A 20801-nucleotide genomic window follows, 5' to 3' on the forward strand; every position below is an offset into this window, starting at 1 on the left:
ATCGCCCCGCCGTGAACACTTGGCAAGTGTCACTATGAAAAATGCAGAGTGCCGTATGACGCTCTGCACGGTCGTGGCACACTGCTCGCAACAGAAAGTCGCGCGGCGCCAGTTGGGATCTCCGGAGGTCTGTCCCGATCTTCGAATGAGTCTTCGAATGGCGCCGCAGGGCTGTCAGGATTCGGTTCGCCGGGATCGTTACGGCTGGCCGGGATCGGTTCGTCGGGTCGGGAGAACCCTTTCACCGAGCTGTACGGACGCATGCGCTGTCAGTACTCAACCCATTACGCAGCACTTAACTCGTCACTCACTCGGTACTCGGTACTCGGTACTCATTCGTGGAGGTGGAGCGTGAGCGAGCCGCGGTCCGCACCGACGGTCGGCCAGGTCGTCCTCGGCCGGCGCCTGCTGGACCTGCGGGAACGCGCGGGGCTCAAGCGCGAGGAGGCCGCCCGCGTCCTCCGTGTCGCACCCGCCACGGTCCGCCGCATGGAGATGGCGGAGGTCTCCCTCAAGATCCCCTACCTCCAGTTCCTCCTGAAGTCCTACGGCGTCTCCGACGAGGAGGCCGAGGCCTTCGTCCAGCTCGCCGAGGAGGCCAACCGGCCCGGCTGGTGGCAGCGCTTCCACGACATCCTGCCCGGCTGGTTCTCGATGCACGTCAGTCTGGAGGGCGCGGCCGCGCTCATCCGGGCGTACGAACCGCACTTCGTGCCCGGGCTGCTGCAGACCGAGGACTACGCGCGCGGGGTGCTGAAGTCCGGTGCCATCGGCCAGACCGAGCCCGACGAGATCGAGCGCCATGTCGCGCTGCGCATGCAGCGCCAGGACCTGCTCACCCGTCCCGACGCGCCCCGCTTCTGGGTCGTCATGGACGAGACCGCCCTGCGCCGCCCGGTCGGCGGCCCGGAGGTGATGCGTGCCCAGATCGACAAACTGCTCGACGCCACGAAGCTGCCCAATGTGACCCTGCAGGTCGCCCCGTTCTCCTCGGGGCCGCACCCGGGCACGTTCGGGCCCTTCGTGCTGTTCCGATTTGCCATGTCAGAACTGCCGGACATGGTCTACAGCGAGTACCTGACCGGCGCCGTCTATCTGGACGCGCGCGAAGAGGTGGCGACCCATCTCGAGGTCATGGACCGCATGGCGGCGCAGGCCGCTACGGCACATCGCACGAAGGAGATCCTCAGGGATCTCCGCAAGGAGCTGTGAATGGATCGCATCAAGCCGCGTATGAGCGTCTACAACGGCATGCCCGCGCGGGACTTGGGAAGCGAAGGCTGGCACAAGCCGTGGAGCGGCGGCAACGGCGGCAACTGCCTGGAGGCGATGAAGCTCGCCGACGGCCGGATCGCCGTCCGCCAGTCCACCGACCCGGACGGGCCGGCCCTGATCTACACGACCGACGAGATGACGGCCTTCATCGAGGGAGCGAAAGCGGGCGAGGCGGATTTCCTGCTCTCCTGACCGGCCTGTGCTGAATGCTTTTTCCTTACCCAACCTCCTTATTTTGGTACTGACTTGAGCACATGTTGCTGTAACGGCTTATGGAGCACGTCATGACAGGGCGGCCCACCGACGGGATCGACACCAGCAGGCCCCACCCCGCCCGTATGTACGACTGGTATCTCGGCGGCAAGGACAACTACCCCGTCGACGAGGAGATGGGCCGCCAGATGCTCGCCCTCGACCCGAGGGTGCCGGTCATGGCACGTGTCAACCGCGCGTTCATGCACCGGGCCACCCGCTGGCTCACCGAGCACGGCGTACGGCAGTTCCTGGACATCGGCACGGGCATTCCGACCGAGCCGAACCTGCACCAGGTCGCGCAGGCCATCGCGCCCGAGGCACGTGTCGTCTACTGCGACAACGACCCGGTCGTGCTGGCCCATTCGGCGGCCCTGCTGCACGGCACACCCGAGGGTGCGACCGCGTATCTGCAGGCCGACGTGCGCGAGCCCGATGCCGTCATCGAGGGCGCGCGAGCGGTCCTCGACTTCACCCGGCCCGTCGCCCTGTCCCTCGTCGCGCTGCTGCACTTCGTCCCCGACGAGGACGGCGCGCACGAGCTGGTCGACGGCCTGCTGTCCCAACTCCCCACCGGCAGCTACCTGATGATGACCCACGCCACCGCCGACTTCACCCCGGAGGAGTCGACGGCGGCGGTCGAGAAGCTCACGGCGGCGGGCATCACCCTGGCACTGCGCTCCCGCGCCGGCTTCGCCCGCTTCTTCACCGGCCTCGACCTGGTCGAGCCGGGCGTCGCGGTGATCGACCGGTGGCATCCGGAGCTGGGCGAGGTGGTGCCGGGGCAGGAGGACGGGGTGATTCCGGGGTACGGGGCGGTGGGCCGCAAGCCCTGAGGCCCCTGACGCGCTGCTTCAGAACCACGACAGCATGCGGCGCGGCGCGTCCACCAGCTGACTGACGGCGACCACCGGCAACGGCGGTTGCTCCGGTGGGCCTGGTCCCGGCCCGAGGCTCAGCGCGTAGTAGATCTGCTCGATCGACGGCGGTCCGACGGCGAGATTCCGCCGGACCGCCCGCGCCGACGACGCCTCCCCGGTCCGTACGAGATACGCCGCCGCCATCGTTCCCGTACGGCCCACCCCCGCACCGCAGTGCACGAACACCGGCCCGCCCGCCGACGCGACGACGTCGAGAAACCGCCCCACCTGTGCGGGAGTTGGCGTCTGCCCGTCACGGATGGGCAGTCGTACGACGTCCAGCCCGGCCCTGCCCGGTGCGGCGAGCTGTGCCGCGCTCAGGTCCTCGGCCCGTAGATCCACGACCGTGGTGAAGCCGAGGCGGGCCAACTCCCGGTAGCCGCCGGGGGATGGAGCGGCACCTCGCCACAACTTGCCCTCGGTGTCGACGGGTTGGAAGTGGTGGATGCCCTGCACGGTACGGGTCCCCGGAGGTGGCGGGGTCTCCTCGCGCGCCCAGTACGACAACGCGAGGATGCCCAGCGCGCCGGTGGCCCATAGGGCGACATAGCCGAGGGTGACGGCGAGGAGCAGCCTCATCGCGCGTCTGGGCAGGCGGAGTTGGGGTGAGGGAGCGGGTGCGGGAACGGTTGCCATGGGCGACCCGGGGTGCTCGGGGACGGGGGCGCCTTGGCATCGTGCGTCCGGATTGCGGGTGGGGTCAGTCGTCGTCCGCGTCCGTGTCGCCCATGCCCATCACCGTGAGGTGGGCGCGGTCGAGGGCCGCGTCCTCCAGGCAGCCGCGCAGCCGCATACGGTCGTGTTCGGCGAGCGCGGGCCGCACGACCCCGGCGAACATGCCGTCGCCGAGGCTGCCGAGCGTGGCGTGGTTCAACGGCACGGAGGTGGAGTCACGGCAGCGCTCCCAGACCTGCTGCGCGGCGAGCGCCTGCCGTTCGACGGTCATGTCCGCGCCCTGCACGTCGACTTGGACGAGTACCGAGGTCGCCTCGGAGCCGCTTGCGCTCTGTTCCCGGGTCTGGGTGAGATCGGCGAGCCCCACGACGAGCGCGGCGAGCAGCGCGGCTCCGACGACACCGACGACGGCCATCCGGGCGGCGCGGCCCTTGGTACGCCGGGCCAGCCGCCGTAGTTCGGAGCGGGTGAGCAGCGCGTCGGCGGTCGGCGGTTCGGTGCGCAGCAGCCGTCCCCGTCGGCTCAACCAGTAGTTGGTACCGGCCTGTTCACCGCTGACCAGAGTGTCAGGACCGCCGCGCACCGCGCTCACCAGCATCCGGTCGGCCCGCCCCTCCACGGGATCGGCACCGAACATCACCCCGCCGACCCGCGCCGCCGGCATCGGCTGCACCAGCACCGCCATCGGCGCGATGGACCCGTCGGGCCGGTGCGCCGAATCGAGCACGGTCCGCACGGCCGTAGCGAAGGCGGACCAGCCGCGTACATCGAGCACAGAGGCGAACTGCCCGGCCAGAGAAGACAGTTCGGTGTCCTCCTGCGGCGAGGAGGACCGTACGACGAGGGGCAGCGCGCCGGAATCGGAGAGGTCCCGCCAGGCGCGGCGCAGGGTGGCGGGGTCGTCGCCCGCGCCCTCCGGGATCACGAACCCGGGAAGCACCGGCAGTCCGGCACGGGCCGCACGGGCGAGGTTCGCCGCCTTGGAGCCGGCGAACAGGGGCTCTGTCGCGGTGAGTTGATCGAGGGGGACGGCGGCGTCCGGGCGGTACGCCCCCGCCGCTTCCCGCGCGCCCTCGCCATGACGTTCGTCGAGCGTCGTCATCAACACCCTCCAGGACCGACCGCCAACAGGGGGGGACGCGCGGGGGTGGCCCTGCGCCTGACGACGGAACGAAGGATGGGGGCGCGCGGCGCCCGACCCACCCCGGGTCGACCACGACTCGCCTCCTACGCCGATGATCCCACCGGCGTTCGGTTCTGCGGCGACCGGAAGACACTTTCCGGCCCGCCGCGGGGGGATTTCGTGAGCCGGGAGGAGAACGGGCCGGGCGGCTCGTACCTGCGCAGTACGTCCCGTCTCCTCCCTAGGCGCGAGTCCTTAGGTGTGGGTCCTTAGGCGAGAGTCTTTAGGCGCGCGCGGGGGAGTGCGACCGCTCATCCGGCGGCAGGGACTCCCGCCGACCCGTCCGGCGGGAGCACCTCGCACAGCGCCTCCAACGCGGCTGCGAACGCGGCCTCCGAGGGCGTCGCGTACCCCACGACCAGGCCGTCCTGGTCCGCAGTCGCCGCTTCCGGATGCCGGAAGTCGGCGAGCCCGTCCAGCGCGACGCCCTGCCACGCGGCGGCCTTGAGGGCGGTGCGCTCCGTGCCGGGCGGCAGCCGCAGCACCGCGTGCAGGCCCGCCGCGACCCCGGTGACCTCGATGTGCGGGGCCCGCGCGGCGAGCGCCGCCACGAGACGGTCACGGCGGCTCCGGTACCGCTGCCGCATCCGCCGCACATGACGGTCGTAGGACCCCGACACGATGAGGTCGGCGAGGCTCAGCTGGTCGAGGACGCTCGCCCAGGCCTCGCGTTCGCCCTTGGTCGTGAGCACGCCCTCGACGTACCGCTCCGGCAGCACCATCCAGCCCAGGCGCAGCGCGGGCGACAGGCTCTTGCTGACCGAGCCGAGGAGGATCACCCGCTCCGGGTCGAGCCCCTGGAGCGCCCCGACGGGTTTGCGGTCGTAGCGGAACTCCCCGTCGTAGTCGTCCTCCAGGACCACCCCGCCCTGCGCGCGTGCCCAGTCGACGACGGCGGTCCTGCGCTCGGCGTGCAGGGGGCCGCCGGTCGGGAACTGGTGCGCGGGTGTGAGCAGTACGGCCCGCTCCCTCGTCAACTCCTCGACGCACGCGCCGTGTTCGTCGACCGGCAGCGGCACGGTCCGGACGCCGGCCGTCCGCAGCAACTCCCGGTGGAAGCCGAGTCCGTACGACTCCACGGCCAGCGGTCCGCGCAACGGCCCGCCGCCGCCCTGGCCGAACAGCAGCCGCAGCCCGTGCGCGAAGCCGGAGCAGATCACGATCCGGTCGGGTGCGGTCCGTACGCCACGCACGCGTGCCAGATACTCCGTGAGCGCCTCCCGCAACTCGACCCGGCCGGCCGGGTCGCCGGGCCCGAACACCTCGTCCGGTGCCTGCTGGAGCGCCCGCCGGTAGGACGCGAGCCAGGCCGCACGCGGGAACGCCGACGCGTCGGGCGTGCCCTGACGGAGGTCGTGCCGGGGCGCACGCGCGCGTGGAGGTGCCGTAACCGGGCCTTTCACGGCGTGTCGCATCGGCTGCGCCCGCAGCGGCCGAGCTCTCTCGGCCACCCGGGTGCCCGAGCCCTGGCGCGCGGTCAGCCAGCCCTCCGCGACGAGTTCCGCGTACGCGTCCGCGACCGTGTTGCGGGCGACCCCCAGGTCCTCGGCGAGCGAGCGGTACGGCGGCAGCCGGGTGCCCGGGGCGAGCCGCCCGCCGCGCACGGCCGCCCGCAGCGCGTCGATGAGCGCGGCCCGCCGTCCACCGCTCCCGGACAGCTCCAGATGCAGATCGGCGCCGATCCGCTCCGCGGAATTGACCCACGATTTCGCCATGGAAATGCACCCTACAGTGGGTCTTTCCGGCTCGTAGATTCATCACATGACGACGAACACGACGACAAACGAGGCGACGACCACGCACGCTGATGTCAGTGCCACGGCGGCCCGCATCGACCTCGCGAAGGCCGCCCCGAAGGTCTTCCGCGCCCTCATCGGCTTCGACGCCGCCGCCCGCGAGGGCATCGACCCGGCCCTGGTCGAGCTGATCCAGATCCGCGCCTCGCACCTCAACCACTGCGCGTACTGCCTGCACATGCACACGAACGACGCCCGCAAGGCCGGCGAGAGCGAGGACCGGCTGCACATGGTCGCCGTGTGGCGCGAGGCCCGGCACTTCTTCACGGAGCGCGAACAGGCCGCCCTCGCCCTCACGGAGGCGGTGACCCTGGTGGCCGACGGCGGTGTCCCGGACGACGTCTACGCGCAGGCGGCGGCCCACTTCGACGAGCGGGAACTGGCCCACGTCCTCGCCCTGATCCTCACCATCAACACCTGGAACAGGGTGGCCCTGTCGACCGCGAAGGTGGCGGGCACGGACCAGCGCCGCTGAGCCGCCGGTTCACACCACCATCGGGCGGTCGTACGGCCCGATGGGGGCCGGGAGTTGGGAACTCCCCGTCAGATATCGGTCGACGGCCGCCGCCACCGCCCGCCCCTCCGCGATCGCCCACACGATCAGCGACTGCCCCCGCGCCGCGTCCCCGGCGACGAACACCCCGCGCGCACTGGTCGCGAAGTCCGCGTCCCGGGTGATCGTGCCGCGCGGTGCCATCGCCAGCCGCAGCTGATCGATGAGTCCGTCGTCCCGGTCGGGCCCGGAGAACCCGAGGGCGAGCAGTACGAGATCGGCGGGCAGGCTGCGCCCGGAACCGTCCAACGGCCGCCGCTGCGCGTCGACTTCGACCAGGTACAAGGACCGCACGTGCCCGTCCCCGTCACCCTCGAAGTGGAGTGTCGACGCCGAGAACAGCCGCGCGTCCGCGTCCGCCGCCGGAGCCGTCTCCAAGTCCCGCGCCTCCTCGTGCGCGGCCGACAGCCGATAGATCTTCGGATACGTCGGCCAGGGCTCCGCGTCCTCGTCGCGCTCGGTGTCCGGCTGGGCGTAGATGTCCAACTGCGTGACGGACGCGGCCCCTTCACGCACCGCGGTACCGAGGCAATCGGCCCCCGTGTCACCGCCGCCCACGATCACGACATGCTTCCCGGCGGCGGAGACCGGGGACTCGGTCAAGTCCCCCTCGCACACCCGGTTGGCCAGCGGCAGGTACTCCATCGCCTGGTGGATGCCGGTCAACTCCCGTCCCGGCACGTCCAGTTCACGCCAGGCCGTCGCTCCCGTGGCGATCACCACGGCGTCGTAGCGCGCCCGTAGGTCGGCCGCCCCGATGTCCCGCCCGACCGTCGTCGACGTACGGAACTTGGTGCCCTCGGCGCGCATCTGCTCCAGCCGCCGTTCGAGATGCCGTTTCTCCATCTTGAACTCGGGGATGCCGTACCGCATCAGGCCGCCGAGCCGGTCGTCGCGCTCGTACACGGCGACCGTGTGCCCGGCCCGCGTCAACTGCTGTGCCGCGGCGAGGCCGGTGGGCCCGGAGCCGATCACCGCGACGGTCCGCCCGGACAATCGGTCCGGCGGTCTCGGTGGCGCGAAACCGTCGCTCCAGGCGCGGTCGGCGATGGCCACCTCGACGTTCTTGATGGTGACGGCGGGCTGGTTGATGGCGAGCACGCACCCCGCCTCGCACGGCGCCGGGCACAACCGCCCGGTGAACTCGGGGAAGTTGTTGGTGGCGTGCAGCCGGTCGGCCGCCGCCCGCCAGTCGTCCCGACTGACCAGATCGTTCCACTCGGGGATCAGGTTCCCGAGCGGACAGGCGTCGTGGCAGAACGGGACACCGCAGTCCATGCACCGGTCGGCCTGTCTGCTGACGATCGGCAGCAGCGCGCCCGGGACGTACACCTCGTCCCAGTCCCGCACCCGCTCCTCGACCGGCCTGCGGGGCCACTCTTCGCGCGGGGTGGTCATAAAACCCTTGGGATCCGCCATGGCCGTCTTCCTTGCGTCCGCGTACGACAGGCCGTGCGTCATCGGGCGGCACTCTTTCAGCCACGATAAGGCCCCCGGGCCGGGCGTGCAGAGTGGGACGAGACGGCTTTCTCAAGCGGTCCCGTGGGCGGCTCCGCGGGCCCTCACCAGCCTTCGCTCAGGTGATCATGTGGTTTCTCTCAGGTGAGAGCCAGCATGTACACCAGCGCGGCGGCGGCCGAGGCACCCGCGCGGACGTGGTTCCACATCGTCCACTCGCGTAGGTACGTCGGCCAGTACGCGGCGGCCTCCGGTGTCCCCGGGTCCAGCTTGAGCAGCGCTTCGTTGCGGGGCACGTTCGCGACGAGGGTCAGCCCGAACGCCCCGAACAGATACAGCGCGCTCCCCAGCAGCAGCTCCACGGTGCCCTGATCCGGCCACAGCACGAACGTCACCACCGCGATCACCGCGCACAGCACCGCGGAACCGGCGAACAGCACCATGAAGACGGGCGTCATCGCCGCCGTGTTGATCGCGTTCATCGCGGCGACCCCCTGCGCGGGCGGCAACTCGGCCAGCCCTCGCATGACCAGCACGGAGAAGGCACAGAACACCCCGGCCATCACCCCGGTCACGAGCACCCCCAGAACCGTCAGGGTGACATACGGTTCACCGATCATGCCGACACCAACTCCCGCCCGTAGAGCCGAGATCCTGCCCACCACCGACCACCGGGACAAGTCGATCCCGCCCCTGACCGGGTCACCATGGCCGAGAATCGCCGGGGCATAAGCGGACGTCCACGGGGCCCTCCGGGGGTGGCGCGTGGGACTGACCCGTAGGGCCGCCATCCCCTCACCCGCCATCCCCTCACCCTGCGTCCCTCTCCACCCTGGCCGCTGCCTCCGCCAGAACCCCGTCCTCCCGCCAGCCCTGGAGAACCCTCTCCACCCCCACCGAGATCCGCCGCCGCGCTTCATGTCGTGGCACCCCACTCATCAGCAACTGGTCGTAGGGCGTGTCCACATGCCGTACGGATGCCGCCACCGCCGAGACCACCGCCCCCTCCGACAACGCCCGCCCCGCCGCACTCCGCCCCACCCGCCCGCTGCCCCGCGCCGAGGCATGCGCGGCGACGGCCCGGGCCCGCGCCTCGGGGCAGCCGGGGAACAGCCGTCGTATCTCCGCCGCGAACGCCTCCGCGAACCGCACGTCCTCCGCGGCCCGCCGCGCCGCGTCCCGCACCCGGCGCCGCCGCCGCGCCTCCGCGTCCGCCAGACACCGCTCCTCGGCACGCGCGAGCCCCGCCTCCTCGACGAGAACGCCCTGCCGCTCGTACCGGCCCCGCCGCCGTTCCAACCGCACCACCACCGCCGACAGCCCACTCTCCTCCCGCGCCCTGCGCGTCAACGCCGTGTCCCCGCGCGGCAGGAACACCAGATGCCCGAGATCCGCGCAGTCCAGACACCGCGGCACCCCACCCTCGACGACCACCAACGGCAACGGCCCCCGCCGGCACTCGGCACAGTGCCGCTTCCTGAGCGGCTGAACAACGAGCGGTCCCCGGTGGGCGGGTGGAGTCACGAGCGCTGCCGTACGAGACATACGAGAGGTATTCCCTTCTGCCGGGCGCATCTCCCCTGTCTCTCCTACGCCCTCCGCACCCCACGCGGAACGAACACCGACACGCGCGTCCGGTGCCGGGTCGGCGTCTCGATCTCGTCGAGCACCGCCACGGCCAGATCCGCGTACGACAGCCCGGGCGCCCCCTCCGGCATCCGCTCGCCGCCCAGCCGCTGGCGCCCGGTACGCGGGGCGTCCTGCTCCAGTCCACCGCCCGGCGTGAGCATCACCCAGTCCACCGCCGTGTCCTCGCCCGCCTCCCGCAGGCGCCGCAGACCGGCCGTGTGGGCCAGCGCGAACGGCCTGATCGCGGGCGGAAACGCAGAGGGGTCGTCCATCACCGGCCGCCCGTCCGCCCCGAGGAGGTCCGCGAACAGCCCGACGGCGACGAGTCGCGGTACCCCTGCCGAGGCCAGCCCCTCCAGCAGCGCGTCCGCCGCCTTGACGAAGAAGCCGGGATCGAGCGAGTCGAAACCCCGCTCGGGCCCGCTGAACGGCGACACCGCGTGCACGGCACCGACCGCCCCGCCCGCGAGCTCCCGCACCGACCCGATCTCGGTCACATCACCCCGTACGACCGAGACGCCCTCCGCGGCGAGGTCCGCGTACCGCGTCGGATCCCGCACCACGGCCGTCACCTCGTGCCCACGCCCGAGCGCCTCTGCCGTCACCGCCCGCCCAGCCCGGCCCCCGGCGCCGAAGACGACGATCCCGCCCATGCCCAACCCCCTTGTCCGGCAGCGTCGTTCGCCGCCCGACCTGGACGTTAGACACCCGGGGCCCGGTTACTTCAACGGTATCGGCGCTAGCCTCGACGCATGACCGACGCGACGGACGCCGTAGGGGACGCCGTACGGAACGCCCTACGGCAGGAACCGCTCGACCCCGACATGTTCGACCCTGTCTGTCCCTCCTCCGCGATGCCCTTCCGGGTCGGCGACAAGTGGACCGGCATGATCGTCCGCTGTCTCGAAGGCGGCCCGCGCCGGTTCACCGAACTCCGCGCACCACTCAGGGCCGTCACCCCCAAGGTCCTCAGCGAAACCCTGCGCGCCATGGAACGCGACGGCCTGCTGACCAGAAGGCCGTACGACGAGAACCCGCCGCGCGTCGAATACGCGCTCACTCCCCTCGGCCGCAGCCTCATCCCTCTGCTCGACGCGGCCCGCGCCTGGAGCGAGACCCACCTCCCGCACCTCCTCGCCGCCCGCAGGAACCACCGGCGCGACGCGCCCTGACCGGCGCCTGGCGCATCATGGGCCCTGTGCGACTGGAAGCGATCACCTGGGACCGGCTCGGCGACCATCTCGCCGAGCGTCTGCTCGACCTGAAGCCGGCCGACGGCAGTCCCTGGATGCGCGTCGCCCTCGACGGTGCCCCGGCGGCCCGTCCGGGGGACCTCGCCGAGCGTGTCTCGGAGGCGTTGCGGATACGCGGCCGTCCCTCGCTCGTCGTCGGCACCGAGGGGTTCCTGCGGCCCGCCTCGCTGCGGCTGGAGTACGGGCGCCAGGACGTCGAGGCGTACTACGACGGCTGGTTCGACACCCGTGCCCTGTGGCGCGAGGTCTTCGGCCCGCTCGAACCGGACGGCGACGGCCGCGTCCTGCCCGACCTGTGGGACCCGGTCGCCGACCGCGCCACCCGCAGCCCCTACATCCAACTCCCGCCCGGCGCCGTCCTGTTGCTGCACGGCCCCCTCCTCCTTCGACACTGGTTCCCCTTCGACCTGACCGTCCACGTCCTCCTCTCACCGGGCGCCCTGCGCCGCCGTACCCCCGAGACCGAGCACTGGACCCTGCCTGCTTTCGAGCGCTACGAGGACGAGACCGACCCGGCCGGCACGGCGGACGTCCTGGTACGCGCCGACGATCCGCGCCATCCGGCGTGGAACGGCTGAGCCACGGACTCGGTGAGTCCCGCGGGACCCGGGGTGGCGCGGGCCCACCGAGTCCGGCAACCGGAAGTCGTGACCGTCCGGGTGCGTTCACCCCGTCGCGCGGCGAGAATGTAGGGCGCCGGGACTAGCGGAACGTTCTGTGCCGCGCCGGCCGTCCGGCACCGGGAGGTACTTCATGACCACCGCCGGAGACATCATGCACCGGGGCGCCCAGTGGATCCCCGCGCACGAGACCCTGGACCGCGCCGCCCAGCTGATGCGCGAACTGGGCGTCGGAGCCCTGCCCATCAGCGACGAGAACGAACGGCTCTGCGGCATCCTCACCGACCGGGACATAGTCGTCGGCTGTGTGGCCATGGGCCACGACCCGGCCAAGATCACCGCCGGCGAGATGGCCCAGGGCACACCCCGCTGGATCGACTCCGGCGCCGATGTCGGCGAGGTGCTCCAGGAGATGCAGGGACACCAGATCCGCCGGCTTCCCGTCATCGAGAACAAACGCCTCGTGGGCATGATCAGCGAGGCCGACCTCGCCCAGCATCTGACGGAGGAACAGCTCGCCGGCTGGGTCGAGAGCGTCTACGCCCGGAGCGGCATGCGGTGAGCCGACATGCGTCGAACCACCGGACGGTTCCGGTTCAGCGGCTGACGCTCAGAGCCAGCCGTTGCGCCGGAAGCCCCGGTAGAGCACCAGACAGGACACGAATATCACGCCTATGACCAGGGGATAGCCGTACCGCCAGTGCAGTTCCGGCATGTGGTCGAAGTTCATGCCGTACACACCGCACACCATCGTCGGTACGGCGATCACCGCGGCCCACGCCGTGATCTTCCGCATGTCCTCGTTCTGCGCGACCGTCACCTGGGCGAGGTGCGCCTGCAGAATCGAGTTGAGGAGTTCGTCGAAGGACGCGATCTGCTCCTTCGCCCGCAGCAGATGGTCGGAGACGTCCCGGAAGTAGGCCTGTATCTCCGGTCCGATCACCCGCATCGGCCGGGTGGCGAGCTCCTCCAGCGGGCGGCTCAGGGGGACGACCGCCCGCTTCAACTCCAGGAGTTCACGCTTCAGTTGGTAGATACGGCCCGGGTCCGCCCGCGCGCCGTTCTCCGCGAACACGTCCGTCTCCACCTGGTCGATGTCCGCCTGCACGGAGTCCGTGACGCTCAGGTAGTCGTCGACCACATGGTCCGCGATCGCGTGCAGCACCGCGGCCGGTCCCTTCGCGAGCTGTCGCGGGTTCGACTCCAACTCCTCGCGCAGCGGCCCCAGCGAGCCGTGCCGCCCGTGCCGCACCGTGATGACGAACTCGGCGCCGACGAACACCATGATCTCGCCGGTGTCCACGACCTCGCTCGTCGCGGTCAGCTTCTCGTGCTCGACGTAGCAGACCGTCTTGAACACCGCGAACAGCGTCTCGCCGTAGCGCTCCACCTTCGGGCGCTGATGGGCCTCGATCGCGTCCTCGACCGCCAGCGGGTGAAGGTCGAAGAGCTCGGCGATGCCCGCGAACTCCTCGTTCGTCGGCTCGTGCAGGCCGAGCCAGACGAAGCCGTCCTCCTTCTTGCGCACCCGCTCGACGGTGTCCACCAGGTCGCCGGCGACCGGGACGCGGGTGCCGTCCTGATACGTGACGCACTTCACCACCGAGGAGCCCAGCGGTGACCGGGCGTGGTGGCTCAGGTCGACCCGCGGGTGCCGGCGGGCCAGCCGTGCCACCTTGCGGAGGCCGCCGACCCTGCCCAGGCCCGTGACCTTCCGAAGATTCCCTGCCATGGACATCCGGAACTCCTTGCGTGGATCCCCTCGCATCGCATTTCTGCGCCTTGGCGTGCCAGTTTGCCAGGCCGACGTGAGCCGCGGGTAAGCCTGTGGGAACGGAATCCTCCGCTTTGTTCCCGGCTGTGGATGAAGCCGTGGACGAACCGGTGCAGGGCCGCGACAGGGGTGCGGTGGGCCGGAGCCTCGCCCCTCCCGACAACCGGAGCGTCGCCCCCTGTCGACAACCGGAGCAACTGGGATGATCGCGGCATGACGCGATCCGACGGGTATCTCCTCGACAACCGGCAGTCCGAGGCGGGACAGCGCTTCGACGCCTTCGCCACGCTCTTCGACCCCACGACGTTCCGGCACCTTGAGGGGTTCGGCGTCGGACCCGGCTGGCGCGTCTGGGAGGTCGGCGTCGGCGGCACCTCGGTGGTGTCCTGGCTGGCCAAGAAGGTCGGGCCGACGGGGAAGGTCGTGGCGACCGACATCGACACCTCCCAGGTCGCCTCGGCCGGCCGCCCACCGGTCGAGGTGCGCGTCCATGACGTGGGCGCCGAGGAACCACCGGGGGAGGGCTTCGACCTCGTGCACGCCCGACTCGTACTCGTCCATGTCCCGGACCGGGAACGGGCGTTGCACTCGATGATCAAGTCCCTGCGCTCCGGCGGACGCCTCCTCATCGAGGACGCCGACCCCGCCCTCCAGCCCCTGCTCTGCCCCGACGAACACGGCCCCGAGCAACAACTCGCGAACCACCTCCGCCACGGCTTCCGCAAGCTCCTCGCCGACCGCGGCGCCGACCTCTCCTACGGCCGCCGCCTCCCGCGCCTGCTCCGCGAGGCCGGCCTGCGCCGCGTGGAGGCCGACGCGTACTTCCCGGTCACCTCACCGGCCTGCGCCGCTCTGGAATCCGCCACGGTCCGCCAGATCCGCGACCAACTCGTCACCGCGGGCCTGGCCACGGACGAGGACATCGACCGCCACCTGGCCAACGTCGCCTCCGGCACGATGGACCTGGCGACGGCTCCGATGATCTCGGCGTGGGGGCGGAAGGCGTAGGCCGTGGGCGGGAGTTGAGGGAGTGGTGGCGGTTTTTCGGCGGGGCCGGTGCCGGGCAGGGGAGTCGCCGTCCGACACCGGCGGCCGCCCTCCCCGTACAACTCCCCCTCCGCCCACCACAGTTGACCGGGGGCCCGACGCGAGCCCCCCTCACTCCCGCACCGGCGGTCGCCCTCCCACCCGTTCCACCGCCCGCGCCCCCGCCCGGCACCCCTCCCGCGCCGCCTCCTCCGGATCGGCGCCCGCCAGCAGCGACGCGAGGAACGCCCCCGTGAAGGCGTCCCCCGCGCCCGTGGTGTCGAGGGGAACAGCCGACTTGGCCGGTACGCGTGCGTGGATCGTGCCGGAGTGGGCCACCAGGGCTCCCTCGGCGCCCTGCTTGGTGATCACGAGGGGGACATGGCGGCTCAACTTGGCCGCCGCGTCCGCCGGATCGGGCAACCCCGTGAGCAGACACGCCTCGTCACGGCTCGGCAGCAGCACGTCGACGCCCTCGACGAGCGCCAGGAAGCGGTCCACGCCCAGCTCCACCAGGAACCCCGCCGAGGCCGGATCCAAACTCACCGGCACCCCACGCGCGCGTGCCGACTCCACCGCCGTGGCCGCCAACGCCCGGCTCGGCTCGGAGAACAGCAGATAGCCTGACAGATGCAGCCGTACGACGCCGTCGAGCAGCGAGTCCGACCAGTCGTCGGGATCGAACCGCAGGGCCGCGCCGCTGTCGGTGAGGAACGTCCGCTCGGCCGCCGCCCCCGTGTCGACCAGGCAGATCACCGTCCCCGTAGCCGCCTCCGGATCGACGACGAGACGGGGCTGCACCCCGGAGGCGACCAGTTCCCGCTCGTGCCACGCCGCCGCGTCCGCACCCACGCGACCGAGCAGCCGTACGTCCGCACAGCCCCAATGGGCCGCCCAGCAGGCCACGTTGGCGCCCGCGCCGCCCGGCAGGGTGCGGATCGCGGCGGCGGTGTCGGTGCCCGGGGCGAGCGGCCCCCGGTGCCGGGCGACGACGTCCGTGACGACGTCCCCGACGACCAGTAGGGCGCCGTTCGCCTCGGTCGTCACGCCTCCTCGGCCCAGGCCGCCGCGATGCGTCCCGCCAGCCGTACGTTGCCGCGCACGGCCGCCAGGTTGGCGCTCAGCGAGGCACCGTCGGTGTGCTCCACCAGGTAGCCGAGCAGGAACGGGGTGACCGCCTGCCCGGTGATGCCCTCCGCCTCGCACGCGTGCAGCGCGTCGGCGAGCACACGCGCGTGCAGCTCGGGATCCAACTGCTCCTCCTCGGGCACGGGGTTGGCGACGATCAGCGTCGATTCCGGGGCGTCGAGCGCGTCCTGCGCCCGCATCACGGCCGCGACCTGCTCGGGGGTCTCCAGCGTCCACTCCACGGGGTAGCCCGAGTCGGAGAGGTAGAAGCCGGGAAAGCGGTCCGTGCCGTACCCGGCGACCGCCACGCCGAGCGTCTCCAGGCGTTGCAGGGTCGCCGGCACGTCCAGGATCGACTTCACGCCCGCGCACACCACCGTGATCCGGGTGGACGCCAGCAGCCCCAGGTCGGCGGACTCGTCCTGGGTCACCGTCCACTCCCGGTGCACCCCGCCGAGCCCCCCGGTCGCGAACACCCGGATGCCAGCCCGCGCCGCGAGCAGCGCCGTCGCCGACACGGTAGTCGCCCCGCTGGCCCCCGCCGCCACCGCGAGCGGCAGGTCGCGATGGCCCAGCTTGCGGATCCCGTCCTCGTTGGCGACCCGCTCCAACTGCTCCTTGTCCAGGCCGACATGAGGCCGCCCGTCCAGCACCGCGATCGTCGCGGGGACGGCACCCTCCTGCCGTACCGCCGCCTCCAGCTCCAGCGCCACCTGCAGATTGCGCGGGCGCGGCAGCCCGTGCGCGATGATCGTCGACTCCAGGGCCACCACGGGTCGACGCGCGTCGATCGCCTCGCGTACTTCCTCGGACACCACCAGCACCACGCGCCTCCTGTCGTTCGGTCTTCCCTCATCCCTGGCGGGTGCCGGGCCTGGTCAAACCCTCGCGGACTGTGGGAGACACCACCAGCGGGCGACGTGGAAAAAGGGGGCCACACGTGCGTGGCCCCCTGTCCGCCGGATCAGACCGGGCTCACGCCCGCCAGCGTCCCGTGCGGATCGAGCACGTACTTGCGGCTGGCGCCCTGGTCGAACTCGGCGTAGCCGCGCGGTGCGTCCTCCAGCGCGATCGGGGTCGCGTTGACCGCCTTCGCGATGTGCACGCGCCCGTGCAGGATCGCCATCATCAGACTCCGGTGGTACGTCATCACCGGGCACTGACCGGTCGTGAACGCGTGGCTCTTGGCCCAGCCGAGCCCGAGCCGCACCTTCAGGGTGCCGCTCTTCGCGTCCTCGTCGACCCCACCGGGGTCAGCGGTGACATACAGCCCGGGGATGCCCAGGGCACCGCCCGCGCGCGTGACGCCCATCAGCGAGTTGAGGACGGTCGCCGGCGCCTCCGGGGCGTTCGGGCCGTGTGCCCGTGCCTCGAAGCCGACCGCGTCGACCGCCGCGTCCACCTCGGGCTCGCCGAGGATCTCGGCGATCTGCTCCCCGATGTCGCCGCGTGAGACGTCGACGGTCTCGCAGCCGAAACTCCTTGCCTGGCCCAGGCGTTCGGCGTTCAGGTCGCCGACGATGACGACCGCGGCGCCCAGCAGCTGCGCGGACGCGGCCGCGGCCAGTCCGACCGGACCCGCCCCGGCGACGTACACCGTGGACCCGACTCCGGCGCCCGCGGTGACCGCGCCGTGGAAACCGGTCGGGAAGATGTCCGACAGCATGGTCAGATCGAGCAGCTTCTCGCGTGCCTCGTCCCGGTCCGGGAACTTCAGCAGGTTGAAGTCCGCGTACGGGACCATGGCGTACTCGGCCTGACCGCCGACCCAGCCGCCCATGTCGACATAGCCGTAAGCCGCCCCGGGGCGGGCCGGGTTGACGTTCAGGCAGATGCCGGTCTTGCGTTCCTTGCAGTTGCGGCACCGCCCGCAGGCGATGTTGAACGGTACGGAGACGATGTCGCCCACGTCGATGAACTCGACGTCCGGACCCCGTTCGACGACCTCTCCGGTGATCTCGTGTCCGAGGACCAGCCCTTCGGGCGCGGTCGTCCGACCGCGCACCATGTGCTGGTCGCTGCCACAGATGTTGCTGGCGAGCACCTTCAGGATCACCCCGTGCCGGACCTTGCGGCCGACGTTGGCCTGGGCGACTCCCGGCCCGTCCTGCAGTTCAAGCGTCGGGTAGTCGATGGTCCTGACCTCGACCGCTCCCGGCTTGAGATACGCGACTGCCCTGTTTCCGCTTCCACTCATGCGTGTTCGCCGTCCCTTCGGCTCCGATCCCCCGGGATGCCAGTGGCTGTGCGCATGGCGGAGTCTGCTACCGGCTCGGCTTCCCGGCCACCCTTCGCGAGGCATCGGAAACCGGGCATTTCCGGGAGCGGGTGAACAGCGCCAGCGCGGCCAGGGGTATCAGCAGGCAGGCGGCGGTGAGATTCAGCCAGCCGTAGCTCGCCTCCGCGACCACCAGTCCGGCCACCGCCCCGCCGATGCCCGCCGAGGTGTTCATGGTGAGGTCGGACAGCCCCTGCGCGGCGGCACGCGCGGGCTGCGGCACCGAGTCCGTGAGCAGCGCCGAGCCGGAGACGAGCCCCGCCGACCAGCCCAGGCCCAGCACGAACAACCCCAGCGCGATCCGCCCGTGACTCCCGCCCGCCGTACCGGCGAGGAACGCGGCACAGGCCAGCAGCCCCACCGCGAGCCCTATCCCGGACAGCCGCCCGACCCGGTCGGACAACCTCCCCATCAGCGGTGAGAACGCGTACATCCCCGCGATGTGCCCGCTGATCACCAGCCCGACCAGATCGATGCTCGCCCCGTGGTGCCCCAATTCGACCGGCGTCATCGCCATCACCGACACCATCGCCGTGTGCACCACGGCCACCGTCACCAGCGCCAGCCGCGCCCGCGGCGAGGCAGCCACCGCCGCGAACCCGGCCCGCAGCGACCGCGCGGCAGGCGACCGGTCCTCGACCGGCGCGAGCGCCCGGGCCGTCAACAGCGGATCGGGCCGCAGCAGTACGCCGACCACGACCGCGGCGACCAGGAAGATCCCGCCCGCCCAGAGAAAGGGCCCGGCCGCCGCGGGTATCCCGAGCCCGGAGACGCTACGGCCCGCGGGTGCGGCGATGTTGGGTCCGAGAACCGCCCCTATCGTCGTCGCCCACACGACATGGGAGATGGCCCGGGCCCGCTGCTCCGGCTCGGCCAGATCGGCGGCGGCGAACCGGGACTGCAGATTCGCCGACGAGGCCGCCCCGAACCCGGCCATGCCGCACAGCAGCAGCGGAAAGCTCCCGATGCTCGCCGCGAGCACCACGACACCGGCTCCCAGCGCCCCGACCAGATACCCGAGGACCAGCCCGGGACGCCGCCCGCGCGCCGTCATCAGCGCCGCGAACGGCATCGACAGCACCGCAGTCCCCGTCACGGTCGCCGTGGGCGCCAGCCCGGACAGCGACTCGGTCCCACTGACGTGCTTGGCCAGGACGGCGGCCAGCGCGATCCCGGTGGCGACGCCGAGCCCGCCCAGGATCTGGGTCGTGATCAGCACACCGGACACCCGGCGCCGCAGAGCGGGTAGTTGGTCGGCCGCGACGGGCACTGTGCCCCGCCCCTCGACGGCGGTCACGGCGCGCACCCGATGACACTGCGGTCGCACGCGTACGTGAAACCGCTGTGACCGCACGCGTGCGTGAAGCCGCTGCGACCGCACGCGTAAGTGAAGCCGTTCCTCACCAGCACAGCCGTCGTCCCCAGCAAAGCCATCCCCCTGTCTCCCCGTCTGCCCGAGCCCTCAGAACAACGGCTCGGGCAGCACCCCCTCCAGCGCCAGCAGCTTCCTCTTCGTCTCCAGGCCGCCCCCGAACCCGCCGATGCCGCCGTCGCTCTCGACGACCCGATGGCACGGCACGACGACCGGCAGCGGATTGGACCCCATCGCCACCCCCACCGCCTGGGCCGCCCGCGGCTGACCGACGCGCCCGGCCAGATCGCCGTACCCGACGACCGAGCCGTACGGCACACCGGACGCCAGCTCGCGCAGCACCTGCCGGTTGAAGCCGGAGATCAGGGACCAGTCGAGCGACAGCTCGAAGTCACGCCGATCACCGGCGAAATAGGCCTCGAACTGACGTATCGCCTCGGCGAGCAAGGGGGAGTCGGGCGCCTCGACGGGCTCGGTGCCCAGTCGGGTCGCCAGTCGGTCCAGGGTCTTGTCGCGCACCGCGTCCGTGGCGTGGAACACGACATTGACCAGGCCGTCCTGTGTCGCGGCCAGCAGCAGCGGACCGATGTCGGTGCCGACGACGGTCCACACGACCCGCTGCTCGTTCTGCCCTTGGCTGTCCATGCGCCCACCGTACGACCCGGCACTGACAACGCCCCGCGAGCGGCCTCAGAACCCGTTCAGCGCGGACCGCACCACGTCCGGCTTGTTGGTGATGAGCCCGTCCACTCCGTACCCGGCGACCTTCCACGCCGTGGGCGCGTCGTCGACCGTCCAGGCGTACACCTCCATCGGACGGCCGTGCGGGCCCGTGTGCCCGTGCACGGCGGAGACGTAGCCGAGGGAGATCGAGCCGTACGACGGGTTGATCAGGTCGGTGTAGGCGGCGTACTCCTGCAGGGCGGACACGGGGGGCGTGCCGAGGAAGGCGGTCCTGATGGCGGGCTTCAGGTCGTGCACGATCCGGATGCTCTCCGCGCTGAAGCTCTGCACGATCAGCCGGCCGTCGAGGTGCCCCGGGTCCAGCCACCCCTCGTTGCCCAGGAGCTTGAGGGTCTGCTGCTCGATGCCGGGGTACAGCTCCGGGTTCTTGATCTCCAGGAGCAGGCTCTGCTGGTTGTGCTCCACCTCACGCATGTACTGCGTGAGAGTGGGCACGCGCGTGCCTGTGTACGCGGGGCCGAACCAGCTTCCCGCGTCGAGGCGCGCGATCTCGGCGGCGGTGAAGTCCTTCACCTTCCAAGGGGCTCGATGGGGGAACACCTTCTGGACGTCGGTGGTGCGCTTGAGGCTGTCGTCGTGGATGACGACGAGCTCACCGTCCTTGGTGCGCTGGACATCGTTCTCGACCCACCGGAAGCCGAGCCCGGCCGCCTTGTCGATGGAGGCCAGGGTGTTTTCGGGCGCATAGGAGGACGCACCTCGGTGGGCCACGACCGTCGGCCACTGGGCGGCGTCGCCGGCCCTGGCGGCGGGGGAGGGGAGCAGAAGGGCGGCGGCCCCCAGGAGCGCGGTGGTCGAGGCGGCAACTGCGCGCAGGTGCATGCGTACTCCTCGCATCGAGCGATCACATACAGCTCAAGGATGG

At 71.4% G+C, this 20801-nt stretch carries 22 protein-coding genes; 8 read left to right on the forward strand and 14 right to left on the reverse strand.

What is annotated here, in order from left to right; translation table 11 throughout:
- Positions 1-351 precede the first annotated feature (351 nt).
- The 3 genes from SPR02S_RS28645 to SPR02S_RS28655 all read left to right on the forward strand — a co-directional run bounded on the left by SPR02S_RS28645 (position 352) and on the right by SPR02S_RS28655 (position 2363).
- Positions 352-1212, forward strand: coding sequence for a Sco1979 family transcriptional regulator (locus tag SPR02S_RS28645; RefSeq protein WP_019060457.1), 861 nt, complete (start codon positions 352-354; stop codon positions 1210-1212).
- Positions 1213-1467: a DUF397 domain-containing protein gene (locus tag SPR02S_RS28650; protein ID WP_019060458.1), complete on the forward strand. Its 255-nt coding sequence runs from the start codon at positions 1213-1215 to the stop codon at positions 1465-1467. It abuts the gene before it with no gap.
- 92 nt (positions 1468-1559) lie between these two features.
- A complete protein-coding gene (locus SPR02S_RS28655; protein WP_019060459.1) occupies positions 1560-2363 on the forward strand; it encodes an SAM-dependent methyltransferase in 804 nt (267 codons plus the stop codon).
- 18 nt (positions 2364-2381) lie between these two features.
- Here SPR02S_RS28655 and SPR02S_RS28660 read toward each other — a convergent pair whose 3' ends face one another.
- The 3 genes from SPR02S_RS28660 to pdxR form a co-directional block, all read right to left on the reverse strand.
- Positions 2382-3083: a protein-tyrosine phosphatase family protein gene (locus SPR02S_RS28660; RefSeq protein WP_026150939.1), complete on the reverse strand. Its 702-nt coding sequence runs from the start codon at positions 3081-3083 to the stop codon at positions 2382-2384.
- A gap of 64 nt (positions 3084-3147) precedes the next feature.
- On the reverse strand, positions 3148-4224 hold the full coding sequence (locus tag SPR02S_RS60535; protein WP_078623022.1) for a PEP/pyruvate-binding domain-containing protein: 1077 nt from the start codon (positions 4222-4224) through the stop codon (positions 3148-3150).
- A 332-nt stretch (positions 4225-4556) separates the two neighbouring features.
- Positions 4557-6020, reverse strand: a complete 1464-nt coding sequence (gene pdxR, locus SPR02S_RS28670; RefSeq protein WP_019060461.1) for a MocR-like pyridoxine biosynthesis transcription factor PdxR — start codon at positions 6018-6020, stop codon at positions 4557-4559.
- Positions 6021-6066: 46 nt separating this feature from the next.
- Between pdxR and SPR02S_RS28675 the strand changes: the two genes are divergently transcribed.
- Positions 6067-6576, forward strand: a complete 510-nt coding sequence (locus SPR02S_RS28675) for a carboxymuconolactone decarboxylase family protein (protein WP_019060462.1) — start codon at positions 6067-6069, stop codon at positions 6574-6576.
- 9 nt (positions 6577-6585) lie between these two features.
- Here SPR02S_RS28675 and SPR02S_RS28680 read toward each other — a convergent pair whose 3' ends face one another.
- The 4 genes from SPR02S_RS28680 to SPR02S_RS28695 all read right to left on the reverse strand — a co-directional run bounded on the left by SPR02S_RS28680 (position 6586) and on the right by SPR02S_RS28695 (position 10394).
- Positions 6586-8073: a glutamate synthase subunit beta gene (locus SPR02S_RS28680; RefSeq protein WP_026150940.1), complete on the reverse strand. Its 1488-nt coding sequence runs from the start codon at positions 8071-8073 to the stop codon at positions 6586-6588.
- Positions 8074-8252: 179 nt separating this feature from the next.
- Positions 8253-8732, reverse strand: coding sequence for an anthrone oxygenase family protein (locus tag SPR02S_RS28685; protein WP_019060464.1), 480 nt, complete (start codon positions 8730-8732; stop codon positions 8253-8255).
- A gap of 190 nt (positions 8733-8922) precedes the next feature.
- Positions 8923-9657, reverse strand: coding sequence for a DUF2293 domain-containing protein (locus tag SPR02S_RS28690; RefSeq protein WP_086021667.1), 735 nt, complete (start codon positions 9655-9657; stop codon positions 8923-8925).
- 44 nt (positions 9658-9701) lie between these two features.
- Positions 9702-10394: an NAD(P)-dependent oxidoreductase gene (locus SPR02S_RS28695; RefSeq protein WP_019060466.1), complete on the reverse strand. Its 693-nt coding sequence runs from the start codon at positions 10392-10394 to the stop codon at positions 9702-9704.
- 99 nt (positions 10395-10493) lie between these two features.
- Between SPR02S_RS28695 and SPR02S_RS28700 the strand changes: the two genes are divergently transcribed.
- From SPR02S_RS28700 to SPR02S_RS28710, 3 genes are all read left to right on the forward strand, one after another.
- Positions 10494-10913, forward strand: coding sequence for a winged helix-turn-helix transcriptional regulator (locus SPR02S_RS28700; RefSeq protein ID WP_019060467.1), 420 nt, complete (start codon positions 10494-10496; stop codon positions 10911-10913).
- Positions 10914-10930: 17 nt separating this feature from the next.
- A complete protein-coding gene (locus SPR02S_RS28705) occupies positions 10931-11572 on the forward strand; it encodes a nucleoside/nucleotide kinase family protein (protein WP_174447568.1) in 642 nt (213 codons plus the stop codon).
- 175 nt (positions 11573-11747) lie between these two features.
- Positions 11748-12176, forward strand: a complete 429-nt coding sequence (locus SPR02S_RS28710; RefSeq protein ID WP_019060469.1) for a CBS domain-containing protein — start codon at positions 11748-11750, stop codon at positions 12174-12176.
- 48 nt (positions 12177-12224) lie between these two features.
- On the opposite strand, the gene corA is transcribed toward SPR02S_RS28710, so the two are convergent.
- Complete coding sequence (corA, locus tag SPR02S_RS28715; RefSeq protein WP_019060470.1) at positions 12225-13352, reverse strand: magnesium/cobalt transporter CorA; 1128 nt, start codon at positions 13350-13352, stop codon at positions 12225-12227.
- A 249-nt stretch (positions 13353-13601) separates the two neighbouring features.
- On the opposite strand from corA, the gene SPR02S_RS28720 reads away from it, so the two are divergent.
- Positions 13602-14396, forward strand: a complete 795-nt coding sequence (locus SPR02S_RS28720; protein WP_019060471.1) for a methyltransferase domain-containing protein — start codon at positions 13602-13604, stop codon at positions 14394-14396.
- A 150-nt stretch (positions 14397-14546) separates the two neighbouring features.
- On the opposite strand, the gene SPR02S_RS28725 is transcribed toward SPR02S_RS28720, so the two are convergent.
- The 6 genes from SPR02S_RS28725 to SPR02S_RS28755 form a co-directional block, all read right to left on the reverse strand.
- Positions 14547-15461 carry a carbohydrate kinase family protein gene (locus tag SPR02S_RS28725; protein ID WP_019060472.1) on the reverse strand — a complete coding sequence of 305 codons (915 nt, stop codon included), beginning with the start codon at positions 15459-15461 and terminating at the stop codon, positions 14547-14549.
- Positions 15458-16369: a pseudouridine-5'-phosphate glycosidase gene (locus SPR02S_RS28730; protein WP_019060473.1), complete on the reverse strand. Its 912-nt coding sequence runs from the start codon at positions 16367-16369 to the stop codon at positions 15458-15460. Before SPR02S_RS28730 ends, SPR02S_RS28725 begins: the two co-directional genes overlap by 4 nt.
- 137 nt (positions 16370-16506) lie before the next feature.
- Positions 16507-17739 (reverse strand): formaldehyde dehydrogenase, glutathione-independent, encoded by a 1233-nt coding sequence (fdhA, locus tag SPR02S_RS28735; RefSeq protein WP_019060474.1) that lies wholly within the window; start codon positions 17737-17739, stop codon positions 16507-16509.
- Between the two features lie 67 nt (positions 17740-17806).
- Complete coding sequence (locus tag SPR02S_RS28740) at positions 17807-19117, reverse strand: MFS transporter (RefSeq protein ID WP_043258568.1); 1311 nt, start codon at positions 19115-19117, stop codon at positions 17807-17809.
- A 165-nt stretch (positions 19118-19282) separates the two neighbouring features.
- On the reverse strand, positions 19283-19837 hold the full coding sequence (locus SPR02S_RS28750) for a methylated-DNA--[protein]-cysteine S-methyltransferase (RefSeq protein WP_019060477.1): 555 nt from the start codon (positions 19835-19837) through the stop codon (positions 19283-19285).
- Between the two features lie 45 nt (positions 19838-19882).
- The gene (locus tag SPR02S_RS28755) at positions 19883-20758 is read right to left on the reverse strand and encodes a glycerophosphodiester phosphodiesterase (RefSeq protein ID WP_019060478.1); all 876 of its coding nucleotides are present in this window, start codon (positions 20756-20758) and stop codon (positions 19883-19885) included.
- Positions 20759-20801: the final 43 nt, after the last annotated feature.

Source organism: Streptomyces prunicolor NBRC 13075, from assembly GCF_000367365.1.
In the GTDB taxonomy this organism is placed as follows: Bacteria; Actinomycetota; Actinomycetes; order Streptomycetales; family Streptomycetaceae; genus Streptomyces; species Streptomyces prunicolor.